Origin of the sequence: Shewanella putrefaciens, from assembly GCF_016406325.1 — a bacterium.
Classification (GTDB): domain Bacteria; phylum Pseudomonadota; class Gammaproteobacteria; order Enterobacterales; family Shewanellaceae; genus Shewanella; species Shewanella putrefaciens.
Window position 1 is genome coordinate 1,224,335 of sequence record NZ_CP066370.1, and the last position, 14,327, is coordinate 1,238,661.

General features: G+C 43.2%; 12 protein-coding genes and 1 pseudogene. 8 read left to right on the forward strand and 5 right to left on the reverse strand.

From position 1 onward, the window contains the following. Positions 1–214 precede the first annotated feature (214 nt). The 5 genes from JEZ96_RS05560 to JEZ96_RS05580 all read left to right on the forward strand — a co-directional run bounded on the left by JEZ96_RS05560 (position 215) and on the right by JEZ96_RS05580 (position 4,762). On the forward strand, positions 215–859 hold the full coding sequence (locus tag JEZ96_RS05560; RefSeq protein ID WP_011790247.1) for a 4Fe-4S dicluster domain-containing protein: 645 nt from the start codon (positions 215–217) through the stop codon (positions 857–859). Positions 860–875: 16 nt separating this feature from the next. Continuing rightward, a complete protein-coding gene (locus JEZ96_RS05565) occupies positions 876–2,999 on the forward strand; it encodes an aldehyde ferredoxin oxidoreductase (RefSeq protein ID WP_011790246.1) in 2,124 nt (707 codons plus the stop codon). 18 nt (positions 3,000–3,017) lie between these two features. Next, the gene (locus JEZ96_RS05570) at positions 3,018–3,539 is read left to right on the forward strand and encodes a hypothetical protein (protein ID WP_011790245.1); all 522 of its coding nucleotides are present in this window, start codon (positions 3,018–3,020) and stop codon (positions 3,537–3,539) included. 176 nt (positions 3,540–3,715) lie between these two features. Continuing rightward, entirely contained in the window at positions 3,716–4,279 is a 564-nt protein-coding gene (locus JEZ96_RS05575; RefSeq protein WP_011790244.1) for a DJ-1/PfpI family protein, read from the forward strand. A gap of 165 nt (positions 4,280–4,444) precedes the next feature. After that, a complete protein-coding gene (locus JEZ96_RS05580) occupies positions 4,445–4,762 on the forward strand; it encodes a ribbon-helix-helix domain-containing protein (RefSeq protein ID WP_011790243.1) in 318 nt (105 codons plus the stop codon). Between the two features lie 98 nt (positions 4,763–4,860). On the opposite strand, the gene JEZ96_RS05585 is transcribed toward JEZ96_RS05580, so the two are convergent. Further along, positions 4,861–5,496: a DUF2913 family protein gene (locus JEZ96_RS05585; RefSeq protein WP_025007391.1), complete on the reverse strand. Its 636-nt coding sequence runs from the start codon at positions 5,494–5,496 to the stop codon at positions 4,861–4,863. A gap of 214 nt (positions 5,497–5,710) precedes the next feature. Here JEZ96_RS05585 and JEZ96_RS05590 point away from each other — a divergent pair, with 214 nt between their 5' ends. After that, complete coding sequence (locus JEZ96_RS05590; RefSeq protein ID WP_025007392.1) at positions 5,711–6,601, forward strand: hypothetical protein; 891 nt, start codon at positions 5,711–5,713, stop codon at positions 6,599–6,601. A 118-nt stretch (positions 6,602–6,719) separates the two neighbouring features. Here the strand turns inward: JEZ96_RS05590 and JEZ96_RS05595 are convergent, their stop codons facing one another. After that, the gene (locus JEZ96_RS05595) at positions 6,720–8,021 is read right to left on the reverse strand and encodes a DEAD/DEAH box helicase (RefSeq protein ID WP_011790240.1); all 1,302 of its coding nucleotides are present in this window, start codon (positions 8,019–8,021) and stop codon (positions 6,720–6,722) included. Between the two features lie 323 nt (positions 8,022–8,344). Continuing rightward, positions 8,345–9,913, reverse strand: a complete 1,569-nt coding sequence (locus JEZ96_RS05600; protein ID WP_011790239.1) for a methyl-accepting chemotaxis protein — start codon at positions 9,911–9,913, stop codon at positions 8,345–8,347. Positions 9,914–10,474: 561 nt separating this feature from the next. On the opposite strand from JEZ96_RS05600, the pseudogene JEZ96_RS05605 reads away from it, so the two are divergent. After that, positions 10,475–10,666: pseudogene (locus tag JEZ96_RS05605) on the forward strand (HD-GYP domain-containing protein); the annotation flags it as partial. A 143-nt stretch (positions 10,667–10,809) separates the two neighbouring features. Here the strand turns inward: JEZ96_RS05605 and JEZ96_RS05610 are convergent. Next, entirely contained in the window at positions 10,810–12,597 is a 1,788-nt protein-coding gene (locus tag JEZ96_RS05610; protein ID WP_128090146.1) for an aminopeptidase P family protein, read from the reverse strand. Positions 12,598–12,962: 365 nt separating this feature from the next. Here JEZ96_RS05610 and JEZ96_RS05615 point away from each other — a divergent pair, with 365 nt between their 5' ends. Continuing rightward, positions 12,963–13,748 (forward strand): ROK family protein, encoded by a 786-nt coding sequence (locus tag JEZ96_RS05615; protein ID WP_011790236.1) that lies wholly within the window; start codon positions 12,963–12,965, stop codon positions 13,746–13,748. A 70-nt stretch (positions 13,749–13,818) separates the two neighbouring features. On the opposite strand, the gene JEZ96_RS05620 is transcribed toward JEZ96_RS05615, so the two are convergent. Then, complete coding sequence (locus JEZ96_RS05620; RefSeq protein WP_011790235.1) at positions 13,819–14,289, reverse strand: FKBP-type peptidyl-prolyl cis-trans isomerase; 471 nt, start codon at positions 14,287–14,289, stop codon at positions 13,819–13,821. Between the last annotated feature and the right edge of the window lie 38 nt (positions 14,290–14,327).

The following is a 14,327-nucleotide window of genomic DNA, read 5'->3' on the forward strand; positions in this document are numbered from 1 at the left end:
ACTTGAACTAAGGCTTTATTGGTTTTTTCGATATTCTTAATTCTTAAATAAGCTACTTTGATGTAAGTCTTGCTTATTGATTTAATAAATGGTCAATATGGGTAAATGTGACGCAGGTTAAAAATCAAATAGATAATTACTTTAGCATAAATTGTCGGGAATCAAAGTGTATGCATATTTTAATTATATTGCTTTGACTAATAAAGGATCAAATATGATTACCAGAAGAGGAATGCTTAAAGGCAGTATGGGCGTTGCTGTCGGTACAGTCTATAGCGGAACATTGGTGAGTTTTCTTACCGGTTGTGGCAGTGACAGTAATAGCCAAGAAAAAGTAGAAGTCATGCCAGGTGGACTCATGGTGGTAAACCCTACAGTTTGTGTGAGTTGTAGACGCTGTGAAATAGCCTGTGGTTGGAACCATGAAGGGGATAGCAGTCCCACACTCGCTCGTGTCAAAGTAGAAAAAAATATGAACTATGGTCCACATGGCGTGCAATTTGACTATGAAATACAGCGAGGTGAATGCGGTGACAGAACCGTTGTGCCTTCAACTTGTCGTCACTGTGAAGTGTGTACTGAAGTGTGCCCGCAGCAAGCTATCTCAACAAATCAACAAACTGGCGCCAAAGTCATTGATGAAGAGCGTTGCGTTGGATGTGGTTATTGTGCAGATAAGTGCCCTCAGCAAGTCATTAAAGTTGTTCGCAGCAAAATGAAAGCAGTGAAATGTGATTTATGTAACGGTAAACCTGCATGCGCGCAAGTTTGTCCTACAGGTGCAATTAAATTTTATAACTGGGAAGAGGCTGAAGCTGCATTAGAACAATATGAAAAATATACCGGCTTAGTTTCTTAAATTCAGGAGAAGTAATATGAGTGATAAAATAGGCGGGTGGGCTGGTAAAGTCCTAAGAGTTAATTTAACAACTAATCATATATGGTATGAACCAATCAATAAATATTATGATTATATTGGTGGTATGGGCATAGGATATAAAATTCTATGGGACAATCATAAAGACAATATAACGGCAACTGACCCTGATAATATTATTGTATTTTCCGCAGGCCCATTAACGGGTTCAGGTGTTATTTGTACCGGACGAACAACCATTACTTCCCGTAGTCCCGTAATTGAAAAACATCTGATTGCTGATGGCCATTTTGGTGGGCATTTTTCACCTGCGATGAAATTTGCAGGCTTCGATGCCATTGCTATTGAAGGCAAAGCCAGCAGCCCTGTGTGGCTTAAAATTGTGGATGATAAGGTCACGATTGAACCTGCCGATGCCCTATGGGGTAAAGGCATATTTGATACCCATGCGATGATAGCACAAATGATGGGGCCTAATGCTCAGGTTGCCGCGATTGGTCAAGCAGGGGAAAACCAAGTACCACTTTCAGTGATAATGACGCAAGGCGGGCATTCAGCGGGTGGTCATGGCTCTGTTATGGGGTCTAAAAATTGTAAAGGGATCGGTATTATTGGTACTGGTTCGGTCAAAATTGTCGCTAACAATGAAAAAATGCGCGCATTAGATGACCATATTTTAGGGATTATCGGTGCCAATAATAACGGTGTTGTTCCTTCAACACCGCAATCGTGGGCCGAGTACTCAGCGCCTATCAGTCGTTGGAAGGCTAGACCAGGGCTCAAGTGGGGCGCTGCCGATCAAGAAATTGAATTAGGTGAAGTGCCATGGAACGAACGTAACCGTATCGGTTTCCGTACTTCGATGGCTGAAAGTTATATTGGTGTGGAATATGCCAATAAATGGATGAAGCGAACTGGTGGCTGTCATTCATGCCCTATTCGCTGTTTCTGTGAACTTAAAGTCCCTGAACTTAAGAGTAAATACGGCCGCAAAACCGAACACATATCCAACGTCTGTATGGGATTCCTTGTACCACAGTATTTAATGGGCACCAAAAATGGTACAGAAGCACACGCGATGGCGGGCGCTTTAGGGGCACATATTCTCGATGACTATGGTATTTGGTGTAACTATGGATCTATTTCTCATCTATTTAAATTCTTAAAAACAAAGGATATGTTTAAGCATTTATTACCTGAGGATGAATTTAACAGTATTCCTTGGGCACTTTGGGATAACCAAGATCCTGCTTTCTTACTTGATTTTTATCGCCGAGTGGCGTTTAAAGAAGGTGAAATCTCCCACATGGCTGACGGCTTATATGATTTGATTAAGCGTTGGGGATTAGATGGAACCAATCCCGCATTAGGTTACTGGGATATCCATAAAGAAAGTGCAACGAAAGTATTTAACAAGAAAACCAATGCAGCCGTGCACCATGCCAGTGAAACCGCGGGTCAGGTTGGTACGTTAATTAACGTGGTCTTTAACCGTGATGCCCAGTGCCATTCCCACATCAATATTGTTAACAGTGGTTTGCCACATGATATGACAGTGGCGATTGCCGAGAAAAAATGGGGTGAAGGTGCATTCGATAAGGTGAATTGGTATACCCCAATCAATGCGGCCAAGATCCGTTTTGCCAAATGGTCGCTGGTGAAAAACGTGTTACACGATTCGCTGACACTGTGTAACTGGATGTTCCCATTGTTGGCATCACCGGATAAGAATCGTAACTATGAGGGTGACAGCACTATCGAATCGCAGATGTTTAGTTTAGTGACAGGGATTGAAACCACTGAAGCTGAATTGGACTTTAAAGCGGAAAGAGTGCTGCATTTACACCGTGCTTTAACCGTATTGCAAATGAATGAAAGCAATATGCGCGAAGAGCATGATGTGCTCAGTGATTGGGTTTATGATTTGAATCCAGATAAAAACTTTGGCGATCAGGGCACCATCAAGATGGATCGTGCTGATATGCAAAAAGCACTGGATATGTTCTATGAAGCCTTTGGCTGGGATATTCAAACCGGAGCCCCGACTCGAGCGACGCTCAATAAGTTTGGCTTAGGGTTTGTAGCAGATAGATTAGCTGCAAAGGGCTTATTACCGAGTTGAATACAATAGTTGAACACTATGATTGAGCTTGTTGGATATATCAGAGTATTCAGTCAACACGGGCGTTTAGTCACGGCGGAGCAAATTGCCGCCGTGGCTGGACTCGAGTGGGATTGTAGCCAAACGGTTAGCTGTTATATCAGCTTAATCCTCAATAGGGATTACGCGGATATTCAGATGCGATTATCGGGTAAAGATCATTACTTTTATTCCGAAAAGTACATCGTTGAACGCTATGCTGAACAATGGCTAGCCCTTAATCGTGGGGAGGAACTTGAGGCCATTGCCGCTCAGATTAGGCGTAACAGTTGCCGTCATACTGCGGTGTTTGAGGAAAGTGTACTGACCTTTGCACCCTACCATTATGATGAACTTAAGCTGGCGAGTATCCAAGAACAGTTGCCTCAGCAGGCTGGAACCGAGGATATTTTTTACGCCGTGGATAATCAGGGTAAAGGTTATTATTACTCTACCCAAGGATTGAGTCACAGTTATGCTGAAGTGTTAGCGAATTACGATCCCTATGAGTGGTCATACTGATAATTGGTTTTGCTCCTCTTTATCTCATAAAGCGCCTACGGGCGCTTTTTTACTGGCGCTAATCTGTAGTATTTGGTTGTTACCTTTGTCGTTGTGAGGGGAGTAAAGTGGAATGGTTAATCGGAGTGATATTCCAAACTTTCTCTCTCAAACTATCCCAATAAAAGGAGTTTACCATGGCAAAAATTTTGATCATCGCGGGTGATTTTGTCGAAGATTACGAGTTAATGGTGCCATTTCAGGCGTTGCAAATGGTAGGGCATCAAGTGACTGTTGTTTGCCCCGATAAAATAGCAGGACAAACGATTAAAACTGCAATTCATGATTTTGAAGGCGACCAAACCTATAGCGAAAAGCCAGGGCATCTCTTTGCTCTAAATGGTGATTTTGCAAAGGTGAGTGCCAGTGATTTCGATGCTTTGTTGTTACCTGGAGGTCGAGCGCCAGAATATTTACGTTTAAACCCGTTAGTGCTGAATTTAGTGAAAGCGTTTTCGGTGCAAGATAAACCCATGGCGGCTATTTGCCATGGTGCGCAGTTGCTGACGGCGGCAGATGTTGTACGTGGTAAAAAGGTTTCAGCCTACCCAGCATGTGCTCCTGAAGTGAGTCAAGCGGGCGCTGAATATTGCGAGATTGCAGTAACGGCAGCGATTACCGATGGCAAGCTTGTCACCGCACCTGCTTGGCCTGCGCATCCTGCATGGCTCGCACAATTTAATAAGTTGCTTAGTGTGTAATGTGTCTAAGTGTAATGTGGCTAAGTGTAGTGTGTGATATTGCGAGATTAATGCATCCTGAAATATCAACACATCCTTGCTAACGTAATCCTTGTTAACGTAATAGGATTTAGCGTGCTTTTATGGCATAACAGTTCGGGTAGACATGTAAAGGGGAGCATAAAGGTGTGTGAAATTTATTCTGGCGCCGAACCCGAACTGTTCGCGCTTAAAACCCGCTCAATTCGAATTGATGGCGTCGTCACCAGTGTGCGTCTTGAGGCCATTTTCTGGCAAATAATCGAAGATATTGCCGATGACGCCGAACTCAGTGTTGCCGTCTTTTTAACCCGTATCTATCGAGAGGTGTTAGCTCGTCATGGGCGAGTCGCTAATTTTGCCTCTTTGCTGAGAGTGGCGTGTACCACTTACTTAAATGAGGGAAAACGATTAGTGTTGAAGCCTAAAATGGTCAGTTCAGCCAACAAACCGAGCAATACTTAGGGAGCTACGGGGGCTCCTCAAGCCTTGATAGCTCAGTTCAATGCAGGATTGTTAGCAGTAATGACAGTTTAGTGATTATTTTTAAAAGGTTGATGACCTTAATTTAATAGTTGGCACAATGCTGGCAGCTGATTATTAGGATAAATTTGATAGGTTTTGTGGTGCTTAATCAAGCTGGTTTTCTTATTGCCTTGGCTAAGCAATAATCCATGGGATAAAGCGATACGGGTGAGGGCCTGTTCATCGGCGCGGACATATAAGTTGATTGGTTTAATAAGCTGATTATCCTTGATATGTTGATTAAACTCTTTGGCATCAATGACTAAGCTAGATTGACCATCACCATCGAGTTTTAGCTTGGCACTGATTTCAGTATCAGTAAATACCAGCCAATTGTCCTGTTTAAGTTCATCTATCATTGCGTTTAATGCGATGCCTAAAGTAGGTTCATTTTTTTCAACCGATTGATATTGAAATACTATTCTTTCTAGTAAACGCTTGAGTTCGGCGCCCGCACCTTGGCTGCGAGCCAAGCGTATCCATGTTGTGAGGTCATCAGCAACCAGTTTAGAAAAGCGTTTTTCCTTTAAGGACTCGACCATCCAATTACACAAAAAATGGCTTTCCTGTGCGGCTGTGCGTTGTGCTTTTTTGGTTTGCGCTGATGTGGCTAAATCGGCAATACCTGCAAGGGCGAGTTCGAGCACAGCTTGATTATAGGTTTGAGAATTCATTATGACTCCACCGCAGGCTAAAGGGATTTATCTTATTGAACTTGGGCGATATTGATTGCGGCGGCGTTAGTTTAACAAAGCAGTCGTTAAATCGATAATGATTCTTACAGGTGGCTCAACTTATTACGTAGAAACCACTAAACTTGGATCGCATAAATGTTTACAATAGTGCTTAGTGAACTGCACAAATATGATTTCGATTGGAGAGCTGTAAATGGATAAGGGACTATTTAAAATTTTGAAAAAAGTCTATTTCAAAAAGGCATATATCAAAGATGAAAATGGATATATGCAAAGAATAGATAATGGGGACAAGTTTGATTACGAGTCAGGGACAACACATTATTCTTATGACGGTTTGTCTAGTGCAGAAATATTGACAATTGAGCAAAGTGGTTATCCTGTTAATGAGATTGTCAAATATAGTCACGATGAATGCATCAACGCATATAAAACGTTGCTTGAGCATCCTCATTTATCGATTGAAAATGTGCTTTCTGCATATATATGCGGTTTTTCAAGTTTTCCGAGAGGAAGGCAACCTATATTGAGTTATTTATTTGCTCAAGCAGTTCCACAGCATACCATGCACGCAGAGGGGGATGTTTGTCCCATTTGCTCAATAAGAAGAAATGTTTGGATAGAAAAAGGATATAAGATATTTAGTTGCTATGCTGGGAATGTATGGAATGAAAGATGGTGTGGTAATCTTGTTGAATTAGCAGAGTTTATGACTATTCCTCCCTGTACTCCTACCCCTGAGGATATCAGTATATTTAAAGCCTTGATCGAGATGATCCGCCACGCACCTCAAGATGAAACACCAGGAAAATTAGAACAACGTATCAAAAAAGCTAAGATTATTCCTCACTATGAAAAATATCATGTTCGCGGACAATTAATGGTATTAGCTGAATTAGGTGTTATGCCAAATCCTTATATAAAACCTTTATATGATGATTTTACTCATTTTGCCGATATCTGTAGCGTGAAATATCCTGGGAGTACTCGCTCGGATATTATTCTTCCCTTAGCGGGTTGGCGAGGGGAAAAGAGTATAAATGAAACTAGGCTTCAAGCATTATTTGGCAACATTATGCGGTGATATAAAATTGGTCAAAGATATAATTGAGTCAGTATAAAAAAGCGTCCAGTAATGGACGCTTTTAAAATAGCTTTGTTATAAACATTGATAAATACTAATGGTATAAATCAATAGGTGATTATTTAAGTTTTTTGGCTTTACTTGGTGCTTGGCCAACCTTCACTTTTACGCGGCGACCTTGCATGCTTTTTTCTGCAATAACTTGGGCGCCAGCATTGTCGGTTCTTTGTTGTTTTTTAGCAAAACTGCGACGGGTTTGCAGTTGTTTTAATAGCAATTCGCGGCTACCCACTTCATAGCCTGGAACTGTGACGCGGCGAATTTTTTGACCGATCAATTTTTCGATATCGGCTAAGGTACGTTCTTCTTCGCGGCTAACAAATGAGATGGCGACCCCTGTTTTACCTGCACGGCCAGTACGACCGATACGGTGAACATAATCTTCGGCGAGGAAAGGTAAATCGTAGTTAACCACGTATTCAAGGCTTGGGATATCTAAGCCGCGGGCGGCTACTTCAGTGGCAACCAGTACGCGCACATCACCCGCCACAAATTCGCGTAGGGCGCGGCGGCGACTACCTTGGCCTTTTTCTCCGTGGACCACTTCTGATGGGATACCGTCTAAATTTAACTCTTTAACTAAAGTATCAGCGGCTTCACGGGTCGCGGTAAATACCAATACCTGTTGCCAGTTTTTCTTGCCAATAAGTTCTGATAGTAATTCACGTTTACGGCGTTGTTCCACAGGGTAAACCACTTGGCTTACGGTATCTGCTGTCGTGTTTTGCTTGTCGACGCTGATCACCTGCGGTTTGACCATCATATCGTTGGCGAGTTTTTTGACTGCGCTGGAGAAGGTCGCTGAAAACAGTAAGTTTTGACGCTTTTTATTTACCGCTTGCAGAATTTTTTGGATGTCGGCACTAAAACCCATATCGAGCATTCGATCGGCTTCATCGAGCACTAAAAAATCGACGTTTGATAAACTTACATTACAGGCGGTTAAGTGTTCGAGTAAACGACCTGGGGTCGCGACTATAACATCGGCACCGCGTTTGAGCTTTTGCGCTTGAGTCTCAATCTTTACGCCGCCATAAATGGTTAATACGCTAAAATTTAAATATTTACAGTAAGCCGTGACGTTGTCAGCCACTTGAGCCGCAAGCTCGCGGGTTGGAGTAAGAATTAATACTCTTGTATTCGACTTTAAAGTTTCGCTTGGTTTTTCAACCATCTTTTGCAGAATGGGCAGGGCAAAGGCGGCAGTTTTACCTGTACCCGTTTGGGCGCTGGCGAGCACATCTTGGCCGCGGCGAATAGCGGGTATCGCTTGTTGCTGAATAGGCGTCATTTGTTGATAACCGCAATCTGAGATAGCGCGCAAAATCTCGGGGGAAAAACTAAAAGATTCAAATCTCATTTTGGATTCCTATCATTCACTTATTCAAACGCTTAAGCGCCGCAGCCTCTTTATCACTTATTTAAGGAGAGGCGCACTGGCTGGCTCATTCTTCCACACAGATTTTATAAGAAAAATGGCGGGCGCGGAGTATAGCAAAATTTTAGGCTAAAACCTGTACTTTTTAACCTGTTGGTATTTTATCTGCAAATGTTTGTGGCTTTGTGACGTGTCGTTGGGGAATTATTGTGTTCCAGTATCGCTACGAAAATAGTATGCAATTTGATTTATTAATCGTTATGGCCCCAATATTCCAGACAAAATATTGGGGCCGCTTGCACATCCTAACCAAAGGCGCGGCGTAGACCACGGGCTTTTTCAGCATTGTGTTTAAGATGATGCGCAGCATCACTAATTTGATGTGTTGCCGCGAGATTTTCTCTGCTGGTTTGGGTGATTGAATGAATATTACGTGTGATTTCATTCACGACTTGACGTTGTTGATTGGCTGCAACGGCATTTTGTTGGGCAAAGTTGTGAATTTCGCTTACCTCTTGATAAATAATGTTGACATTATCGGCTGAAATTTGGATGTCGTTGGCACAAAGCTCAGCTTGTTTACGGCTTTGTTCCATTTCTTTTGCCCAAGTATTCAGCATGTTAAACATTTTATCGATACTACGAGAAATGCTGTTGGTTGATAATTGTGTTCGGCTTGATAGCGCGCGAACTTCATCGGCAACGACTGCAAAACCACGGCCTTGATCACCCGCGCGGGCGGCCTCAATTGCAGCATTGAGTGCGAGCAGATTAGTTTGCTCTGCGATAGCGTCAATTTCTCCCATGGCATTGGCAACCTGTTCAGCTTCTTTATTTAATTGATGGGCGTTATTGGCTGCATCGGCGACGGATTTCGCTAATAGTTCCACCTTTTGGGTATTGGCCTTCATGTTGGCACTGCTTTTAAGGCACAGATCGTAGGCAGTATTGATGCTGGTAGAGGTGAGATGGGTATTTTGGGCAACTTCGGTGATGGTTGAACTCATTTCTTCCATCGCGCTGGCAAGTTGTTCTAGTTGGTTTTTCTCTTGATCTAAACTCACATAGGTTTGTTCTGTTGTGACAACTAATTGATCTGAAATGATATGTAACTGATTAGCTTGATCTTGTGTTCGGCCAAGTACACCATTCATTTTGGCTTGCAACATAATGAGCTGAAAATCGAGAATTGATGAAGTATCTGCACCAGAATAAATATAGCGGCTGATAGAGTCATATTTTTCTTGCATTTCCATTAGCTTAGCTGGAATACGAAAAGCCTCATCATAGAAGATGGCTAAATTGAGTGTCATCAACACGGCTCCAGCAATAATCACGCCCCAGCCCCAAAAATAACCTGCAATCAGTAAGCCTGTGGAGGCAACCACAGCAGAAACTAAGCGTTTTTGCATCAAACTTAAGGGCTTATAAATAGCTCTATCTTGTTTAAGTCTTTGGTAAATATGGGTCGCTTTAGTGATATAAGGCGCTTTAGGTTGGATACGAACTGATTGGTATCCTACGATATTTCCGTTTTCAAATAACGGCGAGACAAACGCATCAACCCAATAGAATCCTCCATTTTTACAGCGATTTTTGACAATACCGCGCCAAGACTGGCCAGCTTTAAGCTTTCCCCACATTTCTTTAAAAGCAGCACTTGGCATATCTGGATGGCGCACCATATTGTGGGGACTACCGATCAGTTCTTGAGTGCTATAGCCTGAAACTTCGGCAAAGCGCTCATTAACATAGGTAATCACACCGCGTGTATCCGTGGTCGAAATGAGTTCATCTTGTGGCGTTAAACGTATTTCTTGAACTGTACTGTCCATGTTAATGAATTGACTTGCAGTTGGGTTACTCTGGCTCATTTAGTGTGTCCATTCAGGGCCGATATGGTTGATTGGGGTTCAGGGCGCGGTGTTAGGCGCTAATTTTCTTGCGCTGACTCTCATCGGAGTGAGCTTGTTATGTGATAATGGTATCATTTTTGTGTGGGTATAGGAGAGCGGTTTCTCATGGCTTACTAGTGAAAATCAATCCTTTGCCTTATTTGTAAGTTATTGCAAAATATAATCTTTTTAAGTGCTGAGAATGTAGTGTTAAACGAGCGTTTATCCTGTTAAATGGTTAATTTCAGTATTTTATATAGGGTTATTATTTTCAGATGTGAAGTACGTTTGTTGAGTGCGTTTTCCTTGGTTATCTTAAATGTAAATCATGTTCAGTGATATTGGACTAATGTCTTTGATTAGGCCTGATATCACGGTACTCATGCGAGCGCTTTATTGGGCTTAGTCTATTCTTTAATGGGCAACAAAAGATGGCTGATTGGGTATATAGCTTATTTTTCCTTGCCTCCATGGTGTATCTGTATTTCACCGTTTTAGTTCATTAGCTAAAGCGGGAATGCTACATAAGAGGAACTTCCCATGGCGATATCATTTAGACGTAGCGTAACTCAATTAGCTACAGCGTCATTGGGAACTGGAGCTGCATTGCCACATTGGCGACGTTTGATCTTTGAACGTTTATTTGGCTTTTTGGCGCTTCTTTGCGTACCTGTGTATATCACCAGCGTGTATCTATGTGTCATCGCCGATCTTTGGTTTATGGCGGTATTTTAGATCGTGTTTTGAAATCAAGGGGGCTTTAAACATACTGATAGCGCTAAAAAAACGCCCAATGCTAATTGCCTTGGACGTTTTGTTTTGTAGCATGTAACTGATTTAAATGATGACGTTAGTTACTACTTACCAGCGGAGTGCTAAATGGCTGTAGTCACTTGAGCTAACCAAGCCAATTCATCACCTGACATTAACGGGGAAAGTGTATTAAACACTCGCTGATGATAAGCATTAAACCAATCAATTTCGCCTTGGGTTAACAAACGCTTATCAATAAGGCGCGCATCCATAGGGATTAAGGTTAGGGCGTCGAACTCATATATTTCACGCTCAGCCCCTTTTAGCGCTTCACAGTGCTGGACGACGACGAGGTTTTCGAGCCTAATGCCAAAACTATCTGCGCGGTAGTAACCTGGCTCGTTGGAAAGCACCATGCCGGGCATAAGTGCAATAGCGTTGACATTTTTACCTATGCGCTGTGGACCTTCGTGCACACTCAAGAAATGACCCACGCCATGGCCTGTGCCATGGTCGTAATCAAATCCATGCTGCCATAGATATTGACGGGCAAAGGCATCGAGTTGTTGACCTGTTGTGCCTTTAGGGAAGCGAGCTTGATCTAAGGCAATATGGCCTTTAAGCACTAAAGTGACCATTTTCTTTTGTTCGTCAGTCACTTTACCTATGGCTATGGTACGGGTGACATCCGTGGTGCCATCAATATATTGAGCACCAGAGTCCACTAAGTAGATGCTATCCATCGTCATCATGGCTGGTGTGCCATTGTTGTGATTGTAATGACACATTGCGGCATTGGCGCCCGCTGCAGAAATGGTATCAAAACTTGGCTCGCGATAATGCGCATCCTCAAGGCGGAAACTTTCCAGCTTAGCGGCAAGTGTACCTTCATCGTACAGGCGATTGGCGGCAACTTCGGCATCGAGCCATGCGAGGAATCGACTTACTGCAACGCCATCGCGGATATGGCATGCACGCATACCTGCCAGTTCCGCGGCATTCTTTTGTGCTTTAGGTAGCGAAACCGGATCGATTCCGGCAATTAAGTTAGCCCCCGCATTACGGGCAAGATTTTGTGCCCAAGCATTGGCTGAATGAGGATCGGCTAGCAGTTTTACGCCTGTTAAGCTGGTGAGTGTGTCGGCAAGGTCTGCTTCAGCTTTAAAGCTCACGCCAGCACCGACATGCGCCTCAATACCTTCAGGGAGTTTGTTTAAATCGGTAAATAGTTGCATGTCACCATTAGCGTGTAGCAGGGCGCAGCCGAGTACGACAGGAAGGCGAGGTACATCGTTACCGCGAATATTGAGTAGCCAGCAGAAAGAGTCTAAGGCGGCGATTAGCGCAACATCGGCCCCCGCTTTTTTGACCAAGGCACCGATTTCGGTGCGTTTTTGTAGGCTAGTTTTGCCTGCACTCTCGTTGCTAAACAGGGTGATTGGTGCGCTTGATGGTGCGGGTCTTTCTTGCCAATGTTTGTCGATTGGGTTTTGCTCAACTGCGACTAAGTCGATTTGCGCCTTGCCTAAGGTGGCTTTGGCATTTTCATACCAAGCTAGAGTGTGTAAACGGGCATCAAACCCCACACGGGAACCTGCTGGGAGCGTGTCGCATAACCATTCAATTTGCGGTGTGTCTGTTAGGCTCTCATAACTGAATAATGTTGCATCGACCTGCAAACGCACTTGAACGGTATAACGGCCATCAGTAAAAATAGCGGCCTTATCTTTCAATACGATGGCCATACCAGCAGAACCCGTAAAGTCCGTCGCCCAGTATAAACGCTCGTTATGTTCTGGTACGTATTCGCCTAAATATTCGTCGGCACGTGGAATGATAAACGCATCTAAATGGGTGTTGGTGAGTTCGCGACGAATAGCATCTAGGCGGCTGGCTATCTTGTTTGACATAAGGGCTCCAAGTTGGACTGCATTCACTGCGAGTCGGTTAGGCGTGGCTCGCCTAAATTTGGTGTTGTTATGGATGAACTAACGAGTGAGGATTATCGCAAGCTGAATGATAGGGATGCAAGGGCACCAGATAAGGGATTTTGTATACAATCGTGAATAAACCATATTAGAGAATTATCAACTACTCCAAGATTGAGTGTGATCTTGGTTGAAAATGCATTCATGGTTGAGATGGAAGTCTAAAGATTGATCCTTATAAATTAGCAAGTTAAGTTTTATTCAATCGCTAGTATTTGCTCATTATGCTAGCATTCGCCATCTCCGCTCGGGGTCAGAGGGGAGCATATGTATCAGTGGAGTTGGCGATGCAAACATTAACAATAGACGTGGGCGGCAGTAAAGCCCTGTTCGAACTTCAGCTCGCGGGGCATACAGAACAATATAAAATCCCCACAGGTGAAGGCTTTAAAATTGAAGAGTTAAATAACCAAATTGCTGCACTTGAACGCGATTACGATTTACAGGATTACCAATTAGCGATAGCTGTACCTGGACTGGTACAACATCATCGTTTGGTTGCTTGTAAATCCTTACCCGGACTTAATGGATTAAGTAGAGATACCGTAAAAACCCAAGGAACGCTTAAGATTATCAGCAACGATATTGATGCAGGTATGCAAGCTCTCTGTGATGCAAAATATGCCTGTGAATTGTTGGTTATGTGTGGCTCTGGGATTGGTATGTCTATCGCTTTCAATGGGCAGGTCTTTTCTGGGGCAACGGGCGTTGCGGGTGAGTTAGGGCATTGCCGTATCATGTCTGAATCAGGTGAGTTTCGTTTAGAGCAACTTGCTAGCGGTGATTCTGTGCGTAGTCGTAACATCACCTCTCAGGAAGATTTGTATCGTGCTGGCAGTTATCTTGGTATGGGGTTGGCGTGGGCGGTTAATTTGCTAAACCCTAATCGTATATGGTTAGCGGGCGGTATGATGAATAGCACTCCTTACTACAAAGGATGCATCGATAATTTAAAACGAATGGCATTGAGTGCCCCCTTAGCTGAAATGAAAATTCATCGAGTCGATGATATGGAAACCTTAGTCTGTCGAGGATTATCTGTTATTTTAGCGCGGGATGTTTCACTTACTTAACCCTGTAAATAAAAAGCCCAGTGTAAATGCTGGGCTTTAACTATCGTGACTGTCGTGGATATGTCTTGTTTTAATTAATCTTAAGTAATTCCACATCGAAGATTAATACAGAACCACCGCCAATCTTGCCCGTACTACGGTTACCGTAGGCGAGATCACTGGGGATAAAGAAACGCACTTTATCACCAACAACCATCAGTTGTACGCCCTCGGTCCACCCTTTTATCACGCGATTAAGCGGAAACGCTATGGGTTCGCCACGATCAATCGAACTGTCAAACACAGTACCGTCGAGCAAAGTACCATGGTAATGCACTGTTACCGTATCGCTGGCTTTAGGATGAATAGTGCCGTCGCCCTTGGTCAGTACTTGATATTGCAAACCTGAAGCTGTGGTGATGACGCCTTCTTGAGCCTTGTTTTGTGCTAAAAACTCATTGCCTAAACGGATATTTTCTTGCGCCGCTTTTTGGCCGTTCATTGAGGTAAAAAAGTAAAAAATCACCCCAGCAATGACAACAACAGCAAGTAACATTTTCATATAAAAACACCTTAAGTTAATTTGGGCCATGTTAGCAG